This is a genomic window from Pseudomonas putida (assembly GCF_028682395.1).
In the GTDB taxonomy this organism is placed as follows: domain Bacteria; phylum Pseudomonadota; class Gammaproteobacteria; order Pseudomonadales; family Pseudomonadaceae; genus Aquipseudomonas; species Aquipseudomonas putida_AB.
The window spans coordinates 149,839-171,924 of sequence record NZ_JANHLC010000010.1 but is presented as its reverse complement, the minus strand read 5'-3'; the positions used below and the strand labels follow the sequence as shown (position 1 = coordinate 171,924).

Genomic DNA, 22,086 nt, shown 5'->3' with positions numbered 1-22,086 from the left:
GGGTGGTCACTCAAATCCTGGGTCAGTCGGCAAGCCGTCTTGAACAATCTTTGCTGCGCCTGAGGGGCTCCGCCGGACTTGCCGGGGCCACCCTCGGGCGCTTTCTTTTCAAAACAACCGATCAGCGGCGCTTGGCCATGGCGTCGATAAAGCGATCGAACAACGGGGCGACGTCGTTCGGGCCCGGGCTGGCCTCAGGGTGACCCTGGAAGCTGAACGCGTTCTTGTCGGTCAGCTCGATACCCTGCAGGGTGCCATCGAACAGCGACTTGTGAATCGCCCGGACGTTGCCCGGCAAGCTGGCTTCGTCGACAGCAAAGCCGTGGTTCTGGCTGGTGATCATGACGACGCCGGTGTCCAGATCCTGGACCGGGTGGTTTGCACCATGATGGCCATGGCCCATTTTCAAGGTCTGAGCGCCGGCAGCCAGTGCCAACAACTGATGGCCCAGGCAGATACCGAAGACCGGGATTTCGGTCTGCAGGACGTCCTTGATGGCCTGGATCGCATAGTCGCAAGGGGCCGGATCGCCCGGGCCGTTGGACAGGAACACGCCGTCTGGCTGCATCGCCAGGACGTCGCTGGCCGGGGTCTGCGCCGGCACCACGGTCACGCGGCAACCGCGCTCTACCAGCATGCGCAGGATATTGAGCTTCACACCGTAGTCGTAGGCCACGACGTGATAGGGCAGCTCGCTGGCGTCGATGGTTGCATGGCTGTCGGTCTTCAAGTCCCAGACCGTCGAACGCCACTCGTAGCTTTCCTTGGTGCTGACGACTTTCGCCAGATCCATGCCTTTAAGGCCCGGGAAACCACGCGCGGCGGCAATCGCCGCTTCTTCAGAGATATTGTCGCCCGCCAGGATGCAGCCGTTCTGCGCGCCTTTTTCGCGCAGGATGCGCGTCAGGCGGCGGGTGTCGATACCGGCGATTGCCACGACATTGTTGGCTTTCAGGTAGTCCGACAGGGACAAGGTATTGCGCCAGTTGCTCGCCACCAGCGGGAGGTCACGAATGACCAGGCCTGCGGACCAGACGCGATCGGATTCGGCATCCTGCGGCGTGGTACCCGTATTGCCGATATGCGGATAGGTCAGGGTAACGATTTGTTGGGCGTAGGAAGGATCGGTAAGGATTTCCTGATAGCCGGTCATGGCCGTGTTGAACACCACCTCACCAACGGTTTGACCGTCGGCTCCAATGGCTTCGCCGCGAAAAATGCTGCCATCAGCAAGGGCGAGTATGGCTGGCTTAGTCAAGAAGACCTCCCGTAAATAAAGCCTGAAAGGGCGTTCGCAGGTTGTAAAAAAGCGGAGTGACGTATGGACACGTCACCCCGCTTCTTCATCGAATTATCTGCGCGCTTTTAGTGGACACACTAAAGCTGTAGCTTACAGAAAAAGGCTTTTTGGGTCCACCGCTAATGAGCCTAAAAGGCAGGGGAATGCGACAGGACATCGCTAAGCGGCTAAAAACAGGGTCGGCACTGGGTGTGCCGACCCTATTCTAGAGGTTTTTCAGCGCAGGTCGAGGACGTCTTGCATATCGTACAAGCCCGCCTCTCGCCCTTCGAGCCACAGCGCAGCACGCACCGCACCCTTGGCGAAGGTCATACGACTGGAAGCCTTGTGCGTGATTTCGACGCGCTCGCCATCGGCGGCGAAGAGCACCGTATGATCACCCACCACGTCGCCCGCGCGAACGGTGGCAAAACCGATGGTCTGCCGATCACGCGCGCCCGTCTGACCCTCACGCCCGTACACCGCGACTTTCTGCAGATCGCGATCCAGCGCCGCCGCAACCACTTCACCCATGCGCAACGCCGTGCCTGAAGGCGCATCGACCTTGTGCCGATGGTGCGCCTCGATGATCTCGATATCGACATCATCACCCATGACCCGGGCGGCAGTGTCCAGCAGCTTCAGGCAAAGGTTCACACCCACACTGAAGTTGGCAGCGAAAACGATCGGAATGTCCTTGCTCGCCTCAGCCAGCAGCGCTTTTTCTTCAACGCTGAAGCCCGTGGTGCCAATCACCATGGCCTTGCCGGCTTTACGGCAAAAGGCCAGGTTCTTCAGGGTGACGCTTGGGTGGGTGAAGTCGATCAACACATCAAACTCATCCGCCACTTTCGCCAGATCACCGGACAAGGGCACACCAATGCGCCCCAGTGCCGCCAGCTCACCCGCATCGGCACCGACCAGCGTGCTCTCTGCGCGATCAATGGCTGCCGTCAGCCCGGCGACTGGCGCCTGCTGGTGAACCGCCTCGATCAGCGTCTTGCCCATGCGCCCTGCAGCGCCCATCACAGCTATACGTCGCATGCCTAACTCCTTACAGGTCGCCGAAGAAACGCTTAACGCCTTCGAACCAACCGCTCGCTCGCGGCGAATGAGAATTGTCGCCCTCAAGCGTGGTGCGGAACTCTTCGAGCAGCTCACGCTGACGACGGCTAAGGTTCACGGGGGTTTCGACCGCCACACGACACATAAGGTCGCCAGCACCGCCGCCACGCACCGGTGCAACGCCCTTGCCGCGCAAACGGAATTGCTTGCCGGTCTGCGTACCTTCCGGGATCTTCAGCTTGACCCGGCCATCGAGGGTCGGCACTTCCAACTCGCCGCCCAGCGCTGCATCGGCATAGCTGATCGGCACTTCGCAGAACAGGTGCTTGCCGTCACGCTGGAAGATCGCGTGCTCGCGCACGTTGATCACCACATACAGATCACCTGTAGGACCACCCTGTGCGCCCGCCTCGCCTTCACCGGACAGGCGAATGCGATCACCGGTATCCACACCCGCCGGCACTTTCACCGACAGGGTCTTGTACTCTTCGACGCGACCTTCGCCGTGGCACGAATCGCAAGGATCGGAAATGATCTTGCCCTGGCCATGGCAACGCGGGCAGGTTTGCTGCACCGAGAAAAAGCCCTGCTGCATCCGTACCTGACCAATACCACCGCAGGTTGGGCAGGTGATCGGCGAAGAGCCTTTTTTCGCGCCCGAACCGTCACACGGCTTGCAGTTGACCAGCGTCGGTACACGGATATTCACGGACGTGCCGCGCACCGCTTCTTCCAGGTCCAGCTCCAGGGTGTAACGCAGGTCGCTGCCACGCTGGGCGCCGCCGCGAGCACCGCCACGGCCACCACCAAAGAAGTCGCTGAACACATCGCCGAAAATATCGGAGAAGTTCTGCCCACCGAAACCCGCACCGCCGCCACCCATGCTGGGGTCGACGCCGGCATGGCCGTACTGATCGTAGGCCGCACGCTTGCTGGAGTCGGAGAGGACTTCGTAGGCCTCGTTGGCCTCTTTGAACAATTCTTCCGAAGCCTTGTCATCCGGATTGCGGTCCGGGTGATGCTTCATCGCGAGACGACGATAAGCCTTTTTCAGCTCCGCTTCGCTGGAGCTACGCTCAACGCCTAGAATTTCGTAATAGTCACGCTTTGCCATAAGTCTTTGCACTCTTTAGGAACGTTCGACAACGCCCGTCCAGGCCTTGCCAAACTTGTTGAGCCTCGCATTGGCCCGGCTCAACTCACGTTATTTCAACGATCTGGTTTCTGAATAACGACCACAAGAGAGGTCGACAGGAGCGGCCATGATCGACAAGAGAGCCTTGGCCCACCTGCCTTGCCGCCAGCATTCGAGCACTGTCGGATGCCGCAAGAATTCGCGTATCCCAGACACGCCAACGCGGGGGCAAGCCCCCGCGCGGCGACATCCTACCAGTCACCACTCGAAAGCAGTCAACCGGCCGACAACAAGAGTCTTACTTGTTGTCTTTTACTTCTTCGAACTCGGCATCGACAACGTCGTCAGCCTTCTCGGCCGAATCCGCTGGCTGTGCCGCTGCGTCTGCAGGGTTGGCCTGCTCGGCATACATCTTCTGAGCAACAGGTGCCGAGACCTTGGACAGCTCTTCGATCTTGGCTTCGATGGTGGCCTTGTCGTCGCCTTTTACAGCAGCTTCCAGTGCAACCACGGCAGCTTCGATCGCGGTTTTCTCGTCCGCGGTCACCTTGTCACCTGCGTCCGCGACCATTTTACGGGTCGAGTGAACCAGCGCGTCACCCTGGTTACGGGCCGCCGCCAGCTCTTCGAACTTGCGGTCTTCTTCGGCGTTGACTTCAGCGTCGCGAACCATCTGTTGAATTTCTTCTTCAGACAGACCGGAGTTGGCCTTGATCACGATCGACTGAGTCTTGCCAGTCGCCTTGTCTTTCGCGCTCACGTGCAGGATGCCGTTGGCGTCGATGTCGAAGGTCACTTCGATTTGTGGCACACCGCGTGGAGCAGGCGGAATGTCAGCCAGATCGAACTTGCCCAGCGACTTGTTCTGCGCAGCTTGCTTACGCTCGCCTTGCAGCACGTGAATGGTCACGGCGCCCTGGTTGTCATCGGCGGTCGAGAACACCTGGGATTTCTTGGTAGGAATCGTGGTGTTTTTCTCGATCAGCGCAGTCATCACGCCACCCATGGTTTCGATACCCAGGGTCAGCGGGCTGACGTCCAGCAGCAGCACGTCTTTCACGTCACCAGCCAATACCGCACCCTGGATAGCAGCACCCATGGCTACAGCTTCGTCAGGGTTGACGTCTTTACGCGCTTCTTTACCGAAGAAGTCCGTTACCAGTTTTTGCACCAGCGGCATACGAGTCTGGCCACCGACCAGGATCACGTCGTTGATCGCGCCCACATCGATACCGGCATCTTTCAGCGCGATACGGCAAGGTTCGATCGTGCGCTGAACCAGGTCTTCAACCAGCGATTCCAACTTGGCACGCGAGATTTTCACGTTCAAGTGCTTAGGACCGGTCGCATCTGCAGTGATGTACGGCAGGTTGACGTCGGTCTGCTGGCTCGACGACAGCTCGATCTTGGCTTTCTCGGCCGCTTCTTTCAGACGCTGCATGGCCAGGGGGTCGCCCTTGAGGTTCATGCCGCTTTCTTTCTTGAATTCGTCGACCAGGTAATCGATCAGACGAATGTCAAAGTCTTCACCACCCAGGAAGGTGTCACCGTTGGTCGCCAGTACTTCGAACTGGTGCTCGCCATCGACTTCAGCGATTTCGATCACGGAAACGTCGAAGGTACCGCCACCCAGGTCATAAACGATCACGGTGTGGTCGCCTTTGGCCTTGTCCATGCCGTAAGCCAGGGCCGCTGCGGTCGGTTCGTTGATGATCCGCTTAACGTCCAGACCGGCAATACGACCGGCGTCCTTGGTCGCCTGACGCTGGCTGTCGTTGAAGTAGGCCGGAACGGTGATCACCGCCTCGGTCACAGGCTCGCCGAGATAGTCTTCGGCGGTCTTCTTCATTTTCTTCAGAATTTCAGCCGAGATTTGTGGCGGAGCCATTTTCTGGCCGTTCACTTCTACCCAGGCGTCGTTGTTGTCAGCTTTGACGATCTTGTAAGGGACCATCTGAATGTCTTTCTGTACAACTTCCTCGTCAAAACGACGACCAATCAGACGCTTCACCGCGTACAGGGTGTTATGCGGATTGGTCACAGCCTGACGCTTGGCCGATTGGCCAACCAGGATTTCGCCATCGTTGGCATATGCAACGATCGACGGCGTAGTACGCGCGCCTTCGGCGTTCTCGATAACTTTTACTTTGCCGTTTTCCAGAATGGAGACGCAGGAGTTGGTGGTCCCCAGGTCAATACCGATAATTTTGCCCATGTTATCTCTCCCGAAACTTGAATTTGGTGACCGCAGCCTTGTTTGAGAACTGCGGCAGTACTTAAACGCTTGACTTATAGATGGGGGCCTTGCGGCCGATTTCAAGCCTGCTCGTCAATCGATGGCGAAACCGGTGCAGGCGCCTTGCTAACCACGACCATCGCCGGACGCAGCAAGCGACCATTGAGCTGATAGCCCTTTTGAAACACCTTGAGCACGCTATTGGGCTCAACGTCGGCGCTTTCCTGCATGGCCATTGCCTGATGCAACTCGGCGTTGAACGGCTCGCCGTGCGGATCAATGGCTTCCAGGTTGTAACGCTTGAGCGTGTCGCCAAACATTTTCAGGGTCAGTTCGATCCCTTCGCGCATCGGCCGGATGCTTTCGTCATCCGCGCTCGACAGCTCCAGGCCTCGCTCCAGGCTGTCGATCACGGGCAACAGATCGCCGGCAAATTTTTCCAGGGCGAACTTGTGCGCTTTCTCGACATCCTGCTCGGCACGGCGACGGACGTTCTGCAGATCGGCAGCAACCCGCAATGCCTGATCCTGAGCCCCGGCCAGTTGCTCTTCGAGCACTTGTACGCGAGCCACCAGGTCATCACTCGAAGCCTCGGCGGCCTGATTAGCATCCAGATTTTGCGAATCCAGAGTCTGTTCGTCAGCCATAAAATTCTCCTTTCTATATCGTCCGCGAGCTGGACTCGCGCTTCTGCCCCCGTATATGGGGTCGCAATTTCAGGGTTCAAGGGCAGCCACACAGCAAGTGGGGGCAATCTTTCCCAAAAGACCCCAGGCGACGATTCCCGGGAGCACTAAAAAATAGGTAAAACCAAGCAAATCGAGCTAAGAGGGAGCATTGTCAGCCCTGGATAAAACACTGTATAAATAACCAGACCTAAAGCCTGGGAGCGGCCTTTATGCTGGTGCACCTGTCCGTACACAACTACGCCATCGTTGAACACCTCGATCTGGAACTGGATCGCGGCATGAGCGTTATCACCGGTGAAACCGGCGCCGGCAAGTCGATCATGCTCGACGCGCTCGGGCTGACGCTTGGCGATCGCGCCGACAGCGGCGTGGTACGACCAGGCGCAGACAAGGCCGACATCCTGGCGACCTTCGACCTCGAAGACATCCCTGAAGCCCGCTCCTGGCTGGCGGAGCGCGACCTGGACCTGGACGGCCCGTGCATCCTGCGCCGCGTCATTACCGCCGAAGGGCGCTCGCGCGGCTATATCAATGGCTCGCCCTGCCCACTGGGCGACCTGAAAGCCCTTGGCGAATTGCTGATCGATATCCACAGCCAGCACGAACACCAATCCCTGCTTAAAACCGACACCCATCGCCGCCTGCTCGATGAATACGCCGGCGCGACCGATCTTGCCCGCCAGGTCCAACTGGCCGCCCAGCGCTGGCGCCAGACTCGCCAGGAGTTCGAACGCCTCTCTAACTCCGGCGACGAACAACGCGCCCGCCATCAATTACTCAGCTACCAAATGGAAGAGCTGGAAAACCTTGGCCTGGGCGAGAACGAACTGGAACAGCTCGAACAGGAACACAAGAACCTGACCAATGCCGAGACCCTGCTGAGCATCTGCCGCCAGGTTGTCGAGCAATGCAGCGAAAACGACTCGGGCAATGTCCTCAACGCCCTGACCGCCAGCCTCAATCGACTGTCGAGCATCAACAGTGGCAGCGGCTCACTGGACGAAGCCACCAACCTGCTGGCCAGTGCCCAGATCCAGGTCGAGGAAGCCGTAGGCGAACTCAACCGTTTCCTCGATCACTTCGACGCCGACCCGGCGCGCCTCCAACAACTGGAGGAGCGCCTCGACACCATCTACACCCTGGCGCGCAAGCACCGGATCCAGCCGACCGAAGTCGCCGGCCTGCAGCAAAAACTGCTCGATGAAATCGAGACCCTCAACGCCAACGACGAAACCATCGAACGCCTGGGCGCAGAAGTCGCCGCCTACGCACGTCATTATCAGGAGCGGGCCCGGGAGCTCAGCGAGCTTCGTCAGCTGGCGGCCACAGGCCTGGCCAGCGCGGTCGAAGGGGAAATCCAGCGCCTGGGCATGCCCGGCGGCCGCTTTGCCATCGAACTGCCGGCCAACCCCAGCCCCGAGCCACACCCCAATGGCCTGGAACAAGTCGAACTGCTGGTCAGCGCCAACCCTGGGCAACCGCTCAAGGCACTGGCCAAGGTGGCGTCCGGTGGCGAGCTGTCACGGATCAGCCTGGCGATCCAGGTCATCACCGCGCAGACATCACGGGTGCCGACGTTGGTCTTCGACGAAGTCGATGTGGGCATCGGCGGCCCTACGGCGGAAATCGTCGGCCAGCTACTGCGCCGGCTTGGCGAACGCGGGCAAGTATTGACCGTCACGCACTTGCCGCAAGTCGCTGCGCAAGGCCATCACCATTTGTTCGTGCACAAGGTACGCGGCGCCGATGCCACCCATACGGCAGTGTCTAAGCTCAGCAAAAACGAGCGCATCGAGGAAGTGGCAAGGATGCTGGGCGGTATCGACCTGACCAAGGAATCCCTGGCCCACGCGAAGAAAATGGTGGTGACGGCCAAGGCCTGATCACGCGTTTTCAGGTAGTGCAGAAAGCACGAAGGCGACCCTAGGGTCGCCTTCGATCGTTTCGCGGGCCGTAGCTCGCGCGACATGCTTACTTTTTCTTGCGTACGTACAGCACCAAGTTGTGATCCACCAACTCGAAGCCATGCTTCTCGACGATTGCCTTCTGAAGCTTCTCGATTTCTTCGTCGAAGAATTCGATGACTTCACCGGAATCCACCATGACCATATGGTCGTGGTGCTTGCCGTTGTCCAGTTCGAATACCGCGTGGCCACCGTCGAAATTGTGGCGAACCACTAATCCGGCAGCTTCGAACTGGGTCAGTACACGGTAGACCGTGGCCAGACCGACATCCTCGCCAGCTTCCATCAACGCCTTGTAAACATCCTCGGCGCTCATGTGACGCTGCTCGGCGGAATCGAGCATCTGAAGAATCTTGACCCGTGGCAGGGTCACTTTAAGTCCGGCTTTACGTAGTTCGCTATTTTCAACCATGGTCAGCTTTCTCGCGGATGCTGCTTCGCAGCTTCTCTTAATGCGGGTATGATCGGGGTTTACGTTGTCCCAGCCAAGATAGTGGAAGTCGCCCACCGATGCAAAACACCAAGCTCTTGCTAACCAGCCTCACCTTTGTGGGACTGCTCGCACTCGCCGGTTGTTCATTCCCCGGGGTTTACAAAATCGACATCCAGCAGGGCAATGTCGTCACGCAGGACATGATAGACCAGTTACGGCCGGGAATGACCCGCCGACAAGTACGGTTTATCATGGGCAACCCCCTGCTGACCGACACGTTCCACGCCAATCGCTGGGATTACCTGTATAGCCTGCAGCCTGGAGGCGGTGAACGCCAACAGGAACGGATCAGCGTTGTATTCAATGCCGATGACCAACTTGTGAGCCTTTCCGGCGACTTCATGCCCGGTGTCAGCCGCGATCAGGCCATTCTTGGCCAGGAAAGCAGCAACAGCGTGAACGCCCCAACCCAGGCCGTCGAAGCGCCGAAACCTGAGAAGCCAGCCAAACCCGGCTCGCTGCTCGACCAGATCCAGAAAGATGTGGATGGTGTAAAAACCGTGCCAGTCCCAACGCCACAACCGCTGGACACTGATCCGCAGTAACCTGGCCGCACAAAAAAACCCGGAGATCCCGGGTTTTTTTGGCCTGGGCATTGGCCCAATCGCTACGGCTGAGCGGCTCTGGCCAGGGCCGCCTTCGCGGCGCGCAGCCGACGAATCTCCTTGGGGTCCGCCAGCAGGGGTCGATAAATTTCAACCCGCTCCCCGGCACTCAGTACTCGCCCAGCCGGATCGGCGACCACCTTGCCGAAGATTCCCAGCGGACATTGCTGCAGATCCAGCTCGGGAAACACCTCGCCAATCCCGCTGGCCAACACCGCCGCCCGCATATGGGTACCTACCGGCACGCTCACCTTGAGCAAACGCTGGCGATCGACAGCGGCATACACCACTTCGACCTCGATCATCGCCTCAGCCATACAGCTGCTTGGCGCGCTGGCAGAAAGCATCCACCAGGGTATTGGCCGCCTGATTGAACAGCGGCCCCAGGGTCGCTCGAACAATCGGCCCGGCATAGTCGAAGGCCAGGTCCAAACTGATCTTGCAGGCCTTTTCACCCAGCGGCTTGAACACCCAGACACCGTGCAACTGGGTGAAAGGCCCTTCTTCGAGGTTCATCTCAATGGACTGCCCGGGCACCAGCGTATTGCGCGTAACGAAATGCTGGCTGAATCCGCCCTTGGCCACTTCAAGACTGGCGCGCATCGCCACCTCCGAGCTTTCCAGCACCTGGCTGGACGAGCACCACGGCAGAAACTGCGGGTAGCTGGCGACATCATTGACCAGGTCATAGAGGGCCTGTGCCGGATAAGGCAGCAAGGCCGAGCGTTGAATATGCGTAGTCATATAGACGTCATTTCCACAGCTGAGCAGCAAACACGATAAGAATGCCGATCGGCGCCACATAGCGCATCAAGAATAAAGTCAGGGCAAACAGCACCGGACGGCGAATCGACAGCTCATCGCGAACCGCCTCACGCCCCATGACCCAACCCGCGAACACCACGAAGCACAGACCGCCGAGGGGCAGCATGATACGCGAGGTGAAGAAATCGATGACGCCAAAGAAATCCAGGCCCTTCTGCGCGCCCCATTGATAAAGATGGAAAACGCCGCCGTCGTTCACGAAGAACTTGGCCTCTTGCCAGATATTGAACGAGAACACCGTCCCCAGCCCGACAAACCAGCAACTGAAGGCCAGCCAGAACGTCACCCACCCACGGCGAACCCGCGTGCGCTCCACAAGATAGGCAACCATGGGCTCAAGCAAGGAAATCGCCGAACTCCACGCCGCAATCGCCACCAGTACAAAGAACACCACCCCCATGACCTGGCCAAAGGCAACGTTGCCAAAGGCATACGGCAGGCTGACAAACATCAGGCCCGGGCCTTCGCTCGGGTTCAGCCCCGCAGCAAAGACAATGGGGAACAGCGCCAGGCCCGCCAGCAGCGAAACAAAGGTATCCAGCAGCGCCACACCGACCACGGTGCCCGACAGCGAGGTGTTTTTGGGCATGTAGGCGCCGTAGATCATGATTGACCCCACTCCGACGCTCAGCGAGAAAAACGCATGCCCCATGGCCGCCAGCAAGCCATCGAGCACCTTGTCCGGGTTGAAGTCGAACATAAAATGCACGCCTTCCATAAAGTGCCCGGTGGTCATGCTGTAACCCAGCATCACCAGCAGCATCACGAACAGCAGGGGCATCATGATCCGCAGACTGCGCTCCAGGCCGCCGACCACGCCCTTGGCGATCACCAGCGCCGACAGCGCCATAAATGCCGTATGCCAGAACACCAACCGCCACGGATCAGCTATCACCCCGCCGAAATAGGCGCCGACCTGATCGGGCGACACGCCCTGGAAGTCGCCACGGCCCATATTAATGATGTAGTCCAGCGACCAGCCGCCCACCACACTATAAAACGACAGGATCAGCAGCGCCGTGATCATCCCGGCGAATGCGCCCCAAGACCAACGCCCCGAATGCCCGGCCTCCAGCGCCAGAACCTTGAGGGCATTGGCCGGGCTTTGGCGGGCACGGCGACCGATCAGGGTCTCGGCCATCATCACCGGCACGCCGATCAGCGCGATGCAGGCCAGGAACACCAGGACAAAGGCTCCACCGCCATAGACGCCGACCATGTAGGGAAACTTCCAGATACTGCCCAAACCCACGGCCGAACCAGTGGCCGCGAGAATGAATATCCAGCGGCTAGCCCAACTACCGTGGACAGAAACCTTGTCTGTCGACATCTCTTGCACGCCCAACCGATCAAAAAAGAGGCCGCATTGTCCGGGATTCACTCAACCTGCTCAAGCACGCAGCTTCACCGTAGCCGACTCGCGCGCAACTCCCTATAATGCCGCCCCTATGGCTAAACAGAAGAAACACCCCGAAGGGACCATCGCGCAGAATAAAAAGGCGCGTCACGATTACTTCATCGAACATCGGTTCGAGGCTGGTCTGGTCCTGGCCGGCTGGGAAGTAAAAAGTCTGCGTGCTGGCAAGGCGCAGCTGGTCGACAGCTACGTGCTGCTCAAGGATGGCGAAGCCTGGTTATTCGGCAGCCATATCTCGCCACTGACCACCGCCAGCACCCATGTCATTGCCGATCCAACGCGTACGCGCAAGCTGTTGCTCAACCAGCGCGAACTCGAAAAGATCTACGCCGCGGTGCAGCAGAAAGGCTATGCCTGCGTCTGCCTGTCGCTGTACTGGAGCAAGCACTTGATCAAGTGCGAGATCGCTCTGGGCAAGGGCAAGAAGGAATACGACAAGCGTCATACCGAACGCGAACGCGATTCCGACCGCGAATTGCAGCGCGCGGTGCGCACCAAGGGCAAGGAGGACTGATCAGTCCTTCGACCTGTCGCCACGGGCAAGCCAGGCTACCACCTGACTGCCCGCGGTCGCGCTAGAAAGCGTTGCGCCGCTCGGCCCGAGCCGTACGCTGAACTTCCTGACGCACTTCTTCCAGCACTTCCTGCACATACAGGATATGCCGGCTGGACACCTCACGAGCATCCTCCGCTCGACCTTCGATAATCGCCAGGTACAGCTCCCGGTGCTGACTGATCAGCATGTCGCGGGTTTCCGTGCGCTGTTTGTACATGCCGCCGATATTGGTCACGACGTTGCGCTTGAGCAGATCGAACAAGCCACGGATGGTATGCAGCAACACGGCGTTATGACTGGCCTCGGCAATGGCCAGGTGAAAGCTGGCATCGGCCTCGCCCTCTTCCGCACGACTGACTTCATCGACCCGTGAATAGCAGCTCTGAAGCAACTCAAACGCCGTGCGCAGTCGCTCCCGGTCGACCTCGGTCGCGCGCAGCGCCGCGTAGTAGGCACAGGAAGCTTCCAGGGTATGCCGAAATTCCAGCAGGTCGCGCTGGGCTTCCGGGTTGCTCTCCAGCAGGTGCAACAACGGATCGCTAAAGGTCGAACCCAGCGACTCCACGACAAAATTACCGCCGCCCTGGCGGCTGACCAGCAACCCTTTGGCGGCGAGCTTCTGGATCGCCTCGCGCAACGAAGGGCGGGAAACCCCGAACTGCTCGGCCAGAACCCGCTCGGCAGGCAAGCGCTCACCGGACTTGAGCGTGCCCTCGAGAATCATCCCCTCAAGCTGCTCGACAATATCGTCAGACAAACGGCGCTGACGAACCAGATCAAACCCCATCACTTACTCCTTACCACCCGAACGCCTGCCGGGGCGCCTATTCTGGCCTATTGGCAGCCTGAGAACACCAGGCAGACGCGCACAAAATCACCCGCTCAGTCGACGCTTGGCCCGCGCACAAGACAAAAGTTTTAAAGCGGCAAATTGACACATGACCCGCAAGGCTTTTAACCTAGCGTCCAGCGATTGTAAATTGGTATTACCAATTATCCAAGACCGCTTATCAGCGCCTGACCAACAACAATTAGGGGCCACCCCATATGCAAACCTGGCAACAGCTCTACAGTCCGCTCGGCAGCCTCGGCCTGTCCGCACTCGCGGCCGTGATTCCCATCGTATTTTTCTTCCTGGCCTTGGCCGTGTTCCGTCTCAAAGGGCACGTCGCCGGGAGCATCACGCTGGCCCTGTCCATCCTGGTGGCGATCTTCGCCTTCCAGATGCCGGTCGACATGGCGTTCGCCGCCGCCGGCTACGGTTTTGCCTATGGCCTTTGGCCCATCGCCTGGATCATCGTCGCGGCGGTGTTCCTCTACAAACTGACGGTCAAGAGCGGCCAGTTCGAAGTCATCCGCAGCTCCGTGCTGTCGATTACCGATGACCAGCGCCTGCAAGTGCTGCTGATCGGTTTCTGCTTCGGCGCCTTCCTCGAAGGGGCCGCCGGTTTCGGTGCGCCGGTGGCAATCACCGCAGCCTTGCTGGTCGGCCTGGGCTTCAACCCCCTGTACGCCGCCGGCCTGTGCCTGATCGCCAACACCGCGCCGGTGGCATTCGGCGCCCTGGGCATCCCGATCATCGTGGCAGGCCAGGTGACGGGCATCGACGCGTTCAAGATCGGCGCCATGACCGGTCGCCAGTTGCCATTGCTGTCGCTGTTCGTGCCGTTCTGGCTGGTGTTCATGATGGACGGCCTGCGCGGCGTCAAGGAAACCTGGCCGGCCGCTCTGGTCGCGGGCCTGAGCTTCGCCATCACCCAGTACTTCACCTCCAACTTTATCGGCCCGGAACTGCCGGACATCACCTCGGCCCTCGCCAGCCTGATCTCCCTGACCCTGTTCCTGAAAATCTGGCAACCCAAGCGTGCCGCAGGTACCCAGATTGCCGGCGTCACCGGCGGCGCAGCCGTCGCGGCCAGTGCCGGCGGCTTCGGTCTGCCGCGCAGCACCACGGCGTCGCCCTACTCCCTGGGTGAGATTTTCAAAGCCTGGTCGCCGTTCCTGATCCTGACCGTGCTGGTCACCATCTGGACCCTCAAGCCCTTCAAGGCCATGTTCGCCGCCGGCGGCTCGATGTACAGCTGGGTGTTCAACTTCGCCATCCCGCACCTGGACCAGATGGTCATCAAGGTCGCGCCGATCGTTGCCGCACCGACCCCGATTGCGGCCGTGTTCAAGCTTGATCCGATCTCGGCCACCGGTACCGCGATTTTCTTCTCGGCCCTGCTGTCCATGCTGGTGTTGAAGATCAACGTCAAAACTGGTCTGACCACCTTGAAGGAAACCTTCTACGAACTGCGCTGGCCGATTCTGTCCATCGGTATGGTGCTGGCCTTCGCCTTTGTCACCAACTACTCGGGCATGTCGTCGACCATGGCCCTGGTCCTGGCCGGCACGGGCGCTGCCTTCCCGTTCTTCTCGCCGTTCCTGGGTTGGCTGGGCGTATTCCTGACCGGTTCGGACACCTCGTCCAACGCCCTGTTCAGCTCGCTGCAGGCCACCACGGCGCACCAGATCGGCGTCAGCGACACCCTGCTGGTCGCGGCCAACACCAGCGGCGGCGTCACCGGCAAAATGATCTCGCCACAATCGATCGCCGTGGCCTGCGCCGCGACCGGGCTGGTAGGCAAGGAATCGGACCTGTTCCGCTTCACCCTCAAGCACAGCCTGTTCTTCGCCACTATCGTCGGCCTGATCACCCTGGCCCAGGCCTACTGGTTCACCGGCATGCTGGTGCACTAATCAGCACACGCACTACCGTATAAACCGACCCCGGCCACGACCGGGGTCGGTTAGGCAATACGAGGCAACAGCCGTTGGCCGCGACCGAATCCGGTCGCGGCCAACGGCTGTTTCCACGCCAGTTTGTGCCGTTAACTGACCGATGCCCCTGAGGCATCTGTTACTCACAACCCGGTCTGCAAGGTTGCTGAAAGCTTCAGGTTCTATCTTTCAGCAGCTGGCCAGACGGATAACCGGGACCACCCGGAGACACGCCTGATGAGCGAGCTTTTCTACAACGCCGTGCCTAATGCGACACGCGTCGCCCCGCCCCTGCCGCAACCCCGTCAGTACCCCAGCGAGAAACCGCGCCGGGTCTACCTGTTCGGCACCTGCGTGGTCGACCTGTTCTATCCCGAAGCCGGGATGGATGCCATTCACCTGCTCGAGCGCGAAGGGATTCGGGTCGACTATCCGCAGGGCCAGAGCTGTTGCGGACAACCGGCCTACACCTCGGGCTACACCGATCAGGCGCGGGATGTCGCGCGCGCGCAACTGGCGCTGTTTGCCGAGGACTACCCGGTGGTCGTGCCTTCGGGCTCCTGCGCCGGCATGCTGCGCGAGCACTACGCCGACCTGTTCAAGGACGAGCCGGACACCCTCGAACAGGTGCGCGCCCTGGCCGCACGCACCTACGAGCTGGCCGAGTTTCTGCTGTTTGTCTGCAAGGTGCAGTTCAATGACAGTGGTGCACCGGTCAAGGTCGCCCTGCACACGTCCTGTTCGGCGCGGCGGGAGATGAACACGCACCTGCACGGCCGTGAGTTGCTGGCGCAATTGCGCAATGTAGAGCGGGTCGATCACAGCCACGAGAGCGAATGTTGTGGCTTTGGCGGGACATTCAGCGTCCGAATGCCAGACATCTCCGGGGCTATGGTCGCGGACAAGACCCGGGCCTTGAAGGCATCCGGCGCCCATCAGGTACTCAGTGCCGACTGTGGCTGCCTGATGAATATCAACGGAGCGCTGGAGAAACAGCAGGAGGCGTTGCGCGGCCAACACTTGGCCAGCTTCCTCTGGCAGCGTACCGGAGGTGCCCAATGAGCACGCCGACGCTGATTCCTACAGTAGAAGTACAGGAAGATTTTCGCGCCCGGGCTCACGAGGCACTGGGCGACAGCCAACTGCGAAACAACTTTCGCAGCGCCATGGATTCACTGATGACCAAACGTGCGGCATCGTTCAGCGATGCCCACGAACGGGAACATCTACGCGCACTGGGCAATGCCATCCGTGCGCGCGCGTTATCCAAGCTGCCCGAGTTGCTCGAGCGCCTGGAACAGAACCTGACCCGCAACGGTGTGACAGTGCACTGGGCGGAAACGGTGGACGAGGCCAATGACCTCGTCTTCTCGATCATCCGCGCTCACGAGGCGCGGCAAGTGATCAAGGGCAAATCGATGGTCAGCGAAGAGATGGAGATGAACCATGTCCTCGCGGCTCAAGGCATTGAATGCCTGGAGTCGGACATGGGCGAATTTATCGTCCAACTCGACCACGAGAAGCCTTCACACATCATTATGCCGGCGATCCACAAGAATGCCGCACAGGTCGCGTCCTTGTTCCACGACAAACTTGGCGTGGAATACACCAAGGACGTGGACCAACTTATTCAGATCGGGCGCAAGGTCCTGCGCCAGAAGTTCTTTGAAGCGGATATCGGCGTGTCCGGTGTCAACTTCGCGGTAGCCGAAACCGGCACCCTGCTGCTGGTTGAAAACGAAGGCAACGGGCGCATGTCGACCACCGTGCCGCCGGTGCATATCGCCGTGACCGGGATCGAGAAAGTCGTCGAGAACCTGCGCGATGTCGTGCCGTTGGTGTCCCTGCTGACCCGCTCGGCCCTCGGCCAGCCGATCACCACCTACGTCAACATGATCTCCGGCCCGCGCAAGGCCGACGAACTCGACGGTCCCCAGGAAGTGCACTTGGTGCTGCTGGACAACGGCCGCAGCCAGGCCTTTGCCGACAGCGAACTGCGCCAGACCCTCAACTGCATCCGCTGCGGCGCCTGCATGAACCACTGCCCGGTCTATACCCGCATTGGCGGCCATGCCTATGGCGAGGTCTACCCAGGCCCGATCGGTAAAATCATCACCCCGCACATGGTCGGCCTGGCCAAGGTCCCGGACCATCCGAGCGCCTCGTCGCTCTGCGGCGCCTGCGGTGAAGTCTGCCCGGTCAAGATCCCGATCCCGGCCCTGTTGCGCCGGCTGCGCGAAGAAAACGTCAAGGCACCCGACAGCCCGCATCAGGTCATGCGTGGCCAGGGCAGCAAATATTCGCGCAAAGAGCGCTTTATCTGGAATGCCTGGGCCAGGCTCAACAGCTCGCCGACCCTGTATCGCGCCTTCGGTTTCGCCGCGACGCGCCTGCGCGCCCTGATCCCGAGTAAGGTCGGCCCCTGGACGCAGAACCACAGCGCACCGAAACCCGCCGCCCGCTCGCTGCACGACCTGGCCCGCGAGCATCTGTCGAAACAGTCGGGAGACCAATGATGAGCGCCAAGCAGAGCATTCTCGCCAAGCTGCGCAAAAGCCTGGAAGGCACCACGCCGGTCGCCGACAACTTCGACGAGGCGCTGGTCACCGAACCCTGGACCTACGCCCCCGAGCAGCGTATCGCCCAACTGCGCAAGCAGATGGAAGCGGTGCACACCGAAATCCATCTGAGCACGGAACAGGCCTGGCCCGAACTGCTGGCCCAGCTGGTGCGCGACCGCCAGTTGCCCAGCCTGCTGATCGCCCCGGGCACGCCCCACGGCCAGCGCGTGGTCGAACATTGGGCCGGGCACCCCGAACTGCCCGCGCTCAAGGCCTATGACCGGCCCGTGGAAGAATGGAAAGCCGAGCTGTTCAACGAGACCCCGGCCAGCCTGACCACCACCCTGGGCGCCATCGCCGCCACCGGCAGCCTGATTGTCTGGCCAACCCGTGAAGAGCCGCGACTGATGAGCCTGGTGCCGCCCGTGCATTTCGCCCTGCTCAAGGCCAGCGAGATTCACGACAATTTCTATCAAGTCCAGCAGCGCCAGAACTGGGCCGCCGGCATGCCAACCAATGCCCTGCTGGTGTCCGGGCCGTCGAAGACCGCCGATATCGAGCAAGTCCTGGCATACGGCGCCCACGGGCCGAAAGACCTGGTCGTCTTGATCCTGGAGGACCAATGAGCCTGCCCGCCGCTTTCCTACGCGATGCCGAGCGCCTGATTCCCCAGGACCGGCGTTTCGATGATCCACTCTCGACCCTGGCATTCGGCACCGACGCGAGCTTCTACCGACTGATTCCCAAGCTGGTGATCCGCGTCGAATCCGAAGACGAAGTCGTCGCGCTGCTGACCCTGGCCCAGCGCCATCTCGTGCCGGTGACCTTCCGCGCCGCCGGCACCAGCCTGTCCGGCCAGGCCATCAGTGACTCGGTGCTGATTGTCCTGGGCGACAACTGGAACGGCCGCGAGATTCGCGGCCAGGGCACGCAGATCCGCCTGCAACCCGGGGTGATCGGTTCCCAGGCCAATGCCTGGCTGGCACCGTTCGGGCGCAAGATCGGCCCGGACCCGGCCTCGATCAATGCCTGCAAGATCGGCGGGATTGTCGCCAACAACTCCAGCGGCATGTGCTGTGGCACCGCACAGAACACCTACCACACCCTGGCCGGTATCCGCCTGGTGCTGGCCGACGGCAGCCGTATCGACACCGAGGACCCAGCCAGTGTCGCGGCCTTCCGCCAGAGTCACAGTGCACTACTGGAACAACTGGCCCGCCTGGGGCGCGAAACCCGCGCCAATAGCGAACTCGCCGCCAAGATCCGGCACAAGTACCGTCTGAAAAACACCACCGGCCTGTCCCTCAATGCCCTGGTGGACTTCGACGAGCCATTGGAGATTCTCAGCCACTTGCTGGTCGGCTCCGAAGGCACTTTGGGCTTTATCAGCGCAGTGACCTACGACACCGTGCTCGACCACCCACACAAGGCGTCGGCGCTGATCGTCTTCCCGGACGTGGAAACCTGCTGCACCGCCGTGACCGTGCTCAAAAGCCAGCCAGTCTCGGCCGTGGAACTGCTCGACCGGCGCAGCATGCGTTCGGTCCAGGACAAGCCGGGGATGCCAAGCTTTGTCCGGGAACTCTCCGACACCGCCTGCGCGCTGCTGATCGAGTCGCGCGCGGCCTCGTCCAGCCTGCTGCATGAACAGCTGCAACAGATCATGGCGTCGCTTGCGCCGTTCCCGGTGGAAAAGCAGGTCGACTTTACCGAAGACCCAGTGGAAAACGCCCGCCTCTGGGCGATCCGCAAGGACACCTTCCCCGCCGTCGGCGCGGTGCGCAAAACCGGCACCACGGTGATCATCGAAGACGTCACCTTCCCCGTCGAGCAATTGGCCATCGGCGTCAATCGCCTGATCGCGCTGTTCGACAAGCACCAGTACGACGAAGCAATCCTGTTTGGCCACGCCCTGGAAGGCAACCTGCATTTTGTCTTCACCCAGGGGTTCAACAGCGCTGCGGAAGTCGCCCGCTACCAGGCCTTTATGGACGATGTGGCCCAACTGGTTGCCGTGGAATTTGGCGGTTCGCTTAAAGCCGAGCACGGCACCGGCCGCAATATGGCGCCCTTCGTCGAGCTGGAATGGGGCCACGATGCCTATCAACTGATGTGGCAACTCAAGCGCCTGCTCGACCCCAACGGCATTCTCAACCCGGACGTGGTGCTGAGCGAAGATCCACAGATCCACCTCAAGCACCTCAAGCCACTGCCGGCTGCCGACGAGATCGTCGACAAGTGCATCGAATGCGGCTTCTGCGAGCCGGTCTGCCCCTCCAAAGGGCTGACCCTCAGCCCGCGCCAGCGCATCGTAATCTGGCGCGATATCCAGGACCGCAAACGCGCCGGCGTCGACACCCGCGAACTGGAAGCGGCCTATCAGTACTACGGCCTCGACACCTGTGCGGCCACCGGTCTCTGTGCCCAGCGCTGCCCGGTCGGGATCAATACTGGCGAACTGGTGAAAAAACTTCGCGGGCAGAACGCCCATCACGCCAAGACCGCCGACTGGCTGGGCAATCACTTCCAAACCGCCTTGCAAGGCGCCCGCCTGACCCTGCACGTGGCCAATGGCGCGCGCATGCTGCTGGGTGCGCCACGCCTGGCGAAAATCTCGGCGACGCTCAGCAAGCTGTCCAAGGGCCGTGTACCCCAGTGGACGCCGGCCATGCCCCAGCCCGAACGGCCGATCCGCTTTAGCCCGGCAGTGCAGGACGAACGGCCACGGGTGGTCTACCTGGCCGCGTGCGTCTCGCGGGTCATGGGCCCGGCGGCGAGCGACAAGGAACAGATGTCGCTGCTCGACAAAACCCGCGGGCTGCTGGAGAAAGCCGGCTTCCAGGTGGTCTTCCCGGACAATCAGGACAACCTGTGCTGCGGCCAGCCCTTCGCGTCCAAAGGCTATGCCGAGCAGGCCGAACACAAGCGCCAGGAGCTGATTGGCGAACTCCTGCACGCCAGCCGTGGCGGCCTCGACCCGATCTACTGCGACACCAGCCCCTGCACCCTGCGCCTGGTCCAGGACCTGGGTGAAAGCCGGCTGGACTTCTACGACCCGGTCCGGTTTATCCGCACGCACCTGGTCGACCGCCTGGACTTCACCCCCCAGGACGCGCCCATCGCCGTGCATGTCACGTGCAGCACCCAGCACCTGGGCGAAAGCCAGGCGCTGATCGACCTGGCGCGGCGTTGCAGCAAGACCGTGGTCATCCCCGAAGGCATCCACTGCTGCGGCTTTGCCGGCGACAAGGGCTTCACCACCCCCGAGCTCAATGCCCACTCGCTGCGCAGCCTTAAGGATGCGGTGCAGTACTGCGAAGAAGGCATCTCCACCAGCCGCACCTGTGAAATCGGCCTGAGCCAACATGGCGGGATCGACTATCACGGCTTAGTCTATCTGGTGGACCGCGTCACCCAGGCCAAGGCGCTCTAAACCAGCAGTCATGAATAAAGGGCTTATGGCCCTTTTTTCATCTTTGTCGCCACTAAACCGAACGCCTGGGCGCGCCCGCAGTCCATCTGAATAAGCCACGAACACCCGTGGCCTAAACCTACTCGGCGGGCCATTCCCACTGACCGGTATTCCGAGTCTCGATAGGCAAGGAGATCCCTATGAAGCGTTCCGTACTGGCTGGACTGTTGATCACTGGCGCCCTGCTCGCCTCGCCCGCCTTCGCGGCCGAGGACCTGTGCGATGTAAACCTGCAGAAGGTCAAGGACGGCATCACCTCGGCCGGCACCATCGGCGAACCGGCCCAAGGCGAACTGCTGGCAGCCCAACGGGCAGCGCAGATGGCCAAGGACAATGGCGACGACAAGGCCTGCATTACCGAAAGCCAACGGGCCATCCAGATCCTCGCTGACGCGCAAAAAGGCAAGGGCTGATCCCCGCAACGCCATAAGGCCGCGCTTCGGATTGGCCTTATGGCGTACATTGCCGTACACTGCACGAACCTGCTGGTTTGTCGCCAGCATGCTTCGGGGCCGTTTAGGATTCGACGCCGGTTGCGAAACTTTAGGTGCATGCCGAGTTGGTAACAGAACTCGTAAATCCACTGTTGCAACTTCTATAGTTGCCAATGACGAAAACTACGGGGCTTCTCTCGCTGCGTAAGCAGCCTTAGATCGCTCTTCTGGTACCTTCGGGTCCAGCAATCATCAGGGGATGTCTGTAAACCCAAAATGATTGTCATATAGAACAGAATCGCCGTGCAGTATGTTGTGGACGAATCGGCTAAAACTTACACAACTCGCCCAAAGCACCCTGCCCGTCGGGCGGCCGCGGGTTAACTCAGTAGACACGGCTAAGCATGTAGTACCGACAGCGGAGTACTGGCGGACGGGGGTTCAAATCCCCCCGGCTCCACCAACTTTACATCTAAAGACGTCCAAGGACGTCTTTTTTGTGCCTGCAATCCAGCAAAATCAAGGCTTTAGCGTCTATTAGCGTCTATGGGCGTCCGACACAATCCACGTAACCCGGTATTCCAGATGGTAT

The 22,086-nt window shown here is 60.6% G+C and carries 19 protein-coding genes and 1 other RNA gene; 10 read left to right on the top strand and 10 right to left on the bottom strand.

The window, feature by feature from the left end; genetic code table 11:
- Nucleotides 1-121: 121 nt before the first annotated feature.
- From carA to grpE, 5 genes are all read right to left on the bottom strand, one after another.
- Entirely contained in the window at nucleotides 122-1,258 is a 1,137-nt protein-coding gene (carA, locus tag NPS46_RS21325) for a glutamine-hydrolyzing carbamoyl-phosphate synthase small subunit (protein ID WP_274110702.1), read from the bottom strand.
- Between the two features lie 258 nt (nucleotides 1,259-1,516).
- The gene (dapB, locus tag NPS46_RS21320) at nucleotides 1,517-2,323 is read right to left on the bottom strand and encodes a 4-hydroxy-tetrahydrodipicolinate reductase (RefSeq protein WP_274110700.1); all 807 of its coding nucleotides are present in this window, start codon (nucleotides 2,321-2,323) and stop codon (nucleotides 1,517-1,519) included.
- Nucleotides 2,324-2,333: 10 nt separating this feature from the next.
- The gene (dnaJ, locus tag NPS46_RS21315) at nucleotides 2,334-3,458 is read right to left on the bottom strand and encodes a molecular chaperone DnaJ (protein WP_274110698.1); all 1,125 of its coding nucleotides are present in this window, start codon (nucleotides 3,456-3,458) and stop codon (nucleotides 2,334-2,336) included.
- A 319-nt stretch (nucleotides 3,459-3,777) separates the two neighbouring features.
- Nucleotides 3,778-5,694, bottom strand: coding sequence for a molecular chaperone DnaK (dnaK, locus tag NPS46_RS21310; protein ID WP_274110697.1), 1,917 nt, complete (start codon nucleotides 5,692-5,694; stop codon nucleotides 3,778-3,780).
- 101 nt (nucleotides 5,695-5,795) lie between these two features.
- On the bottom strand, nucleotides 5,796-6,362 hold the full coding sequence (grpE, locus tag NPS46_RS21305) for a nucleotide exchange factor GrpE (protein WP_274110696.1): 567 nt from the start codon (nucleotides 6,360-6,362) through the stop codon (nucleotides 5,796-5,798).
- A gap of 251 nt (nucleotides 6,363-6,613) precedes the next feature.
- Here grpE and recN point away from each other — a divergent pair, with 251 nt between their 5' ends.
- Nucleotides 6,614-8,287: a DNA repair protein RecN gene (gene recN / locus NPS46_RS21300; protein ID WP_274110694.1), complete on the top strand. Its 1,674-nt coding sequence runs from the start codon at nucleotides 6,614-6,616 to the stop codon at nucleotides 8,285-8,287.
- 88 nt (nucleotides 8,288-8,375) lie between these two features.
- Here the strand turns inward: recN and fur are convergent, their stop codons facing one another.
- Nucleotides 8,376-8,780: a ferric iron uptake transcriptional regulator gene (fur, locus tag NPS46_RS21295; protein WP_274110692.1), complete on the bottom strand. Its 405-nt coding sequence runs from the start codon at nucleotides 8,778-8,780 to the stop codon at nucleotides 8,376-8,378.
- A gap of 98 nt (nucleotides 8,781-8,878) precedes the next feature.
- Between fur and NPS46_RS21290 the strand changes: the two genes are divergently transcribed.
- Nucleotides 8,879-9,406 (top strand): outer membrane protein assembly factor BamE, encoded by a 528-nt coding sequence (locus NPS46_RS21290; protein ID WP_274110690.1) that lies wholly within the window; start codon nucleotides 8,879-8,881, stop codon nucleotides 9,404-9,406.
- 62 nt (nucleotides 9,407-9,468) lie between these two features.
- On the opposite strand, the gene NPS46_RS21285 is transcribed toward NPS46_RS21290, so the two are convergent.
- The 3 genes from NPS46_RS21285 to NPS46_RS21275 are packed head-to-tail and all read right to left on the bottom strand — an operon-like array spanning nucleotide 9,469 to nucleotide 11,621.
- On the bottom strand, nucleotides 9,469-9,783 hold the full coding sequence (locus tag NPS46_RS21285) for an RnfH family protein (protein ID WP_274110688.1): 315 nt from the start codon (nucleotides 9,781-9,783) through the stop codon (nucleotides 9,469-9,471).
- A complete protein-coding gene (locus NPS46_RS21280; protein WP_274110686.1) occupies nucleotides 9,776-10,210 on the bottom strand; it encodes a type II toxin-antitoxin system RatA family toxin in 435 nt (144 codons plus the stop codon). Before NPS46_RS21280 ends, NPS46_RS21285 begins: the two co-directional genes overlap by 8 nt.
- 7 nt (nucleotides 10,211-10,217) lie before the next feature.
- Entirely contained in the window at nucleotides 10,218-11,621 is a 1,404-nt protein-coding gene (locus tag NPS46_RS21275; RefSeq protein WP_274110684.1) for a sodium-dependent transporter, read from the bottom strand.
- 118 nt (nucleotides 11,622-11,739) lie between these two features.
- Here NPS46_RS21275 and smpB point away from each other — a divergent pair, with 118 nt between their 5' ends.
- Nucleotides 11,740-12,222 (top strand): SsrA-binding protein SmpB, encoded by a 483-nt coding sequence (gene smpB / locus NPS46_RS21270; RefSeq protein WP_274110682.1) that lies wholly within the window; start codon nucleotides 11,740-11,742, stop codon nucleotides 12,220-12,222.
- 61 nt (nucleotides 12,223-12,283) lie between these two features.
- Here the strand turns inward: smpB and NPS46_RS21265 are convergent, their stop codons facing one another.
- The gene (locus tag NPS46_RS21265; protein WP_274110680.1) at nucleotides 12,284-13,051 is read right to left on the bottom strand and encodes an FCD domain-containing protein; all 768 of its coding nucleotides are present in this window, start codon (nucleotides 13,049-13,051) and stop codon (nucleotides 12,284-12,286) included.
- Between the two features lie 260 nt (nucleotides 13,052-13,311).
- On the opposite strand from NPS46_RS21265, the gene NPS46_RS21260 reads away from it, so the two are divergent.
- The 7 genes from NPS46_RS21260 to ssrA all read left to right on the top strand — a co-directional run bounded on the left by NPS46_RS21260 (nucleotide 13,312) and on the right by ssrA (nucleotide 21,957).
- Complete coding sequence (locus tag NPS46_RS21260) at nucleotides 13,312-15,006, top strand: lactate permease LctP family transporter (RefSeq protein WP_274110678.1); 1,695 nt, start codon at nucleotides 13,312-13,314, stop codon at nucleotides 15,004-15,006.
- Between the two features lie 258 nt (nucleotides 15,007-15,264).
- The gene (locus NPS46_RS21255; RefSeq protein WP_274110676.1) at nucleotides 15,265-16,089 is read left to right on the top strand and encodes a (Fe-S)-binding protein; all 825 of its coding nucleotides are present in this window, start codon (nucleotides 15,265-15,267) and stop codon (nucleotides 16,087-16,089) included.
- Complete coding sequence (locus tag NPS46_RS21250; protein ID WP_274110674.1) at nucleotides 16,086-17,543, top strand: LutB/LldF family L-lactate oxidation iron-sulfur protein; 1,458 nt, start codon at nucleotides 16,086-16,088, stop codon at nucleotides 17,541-17,543. Before NPS46_RS21255 ends, NPS46_RS21250 begins: the two co-directional genes overlap by 4 nt.
- A complete protein-coding gene (locus NPS46_RS21245; RefSeq protein ID WP_274110672.1) occupies nucleotides 17,543-18,214 on the top strand; it encodes a LutC/YkgG family protein in 672 nt (223 codons plus the stop codon). Before NPS46_RS21250 ends, NPS46_RS21245 begins: the two co-directional genes overlap by 1 nt.
- The gene (locus NPS46_RS21240) at nucleotides 18,211-21,021 is read left to right on the top strand and encodes an FAD-binding and (Fe-S)-binding domain-containing protein (protein ID WP_274110670.1); all 2,811 of its coding nucleotides are present in this window, start codon (nucleotides 18,211-18,213) and stop codon (nucleotides 21,019-21,021) included. Before NPS46_RS21245 ends, NPS46_RS21240 begins: the two co-directional genes overlap by 4 nt.
- A 179-nt stretch (nucleotides 21,022-21,200) precedes the next feature.
- Entirely contained in the window at nucleotides 21,201-21,473 is a 273-nt protein-coding gene (locus NPS46_RS21235) for a hypothetical protein (RefSeq protein WP_274110668.1), read from the top strand.
- A 95-nt stretch (nucleotides 21,474-21,568) separates the two neighbouring features.
- Nucleotides 21,569-21,957, top strand: a transfer-messenger RNA (tmRNA) gene (gene ssrA / locus NPS46_RS21230).
- Nucleotides 21,958-22,086: the final 129 nt, after the last annotated feature.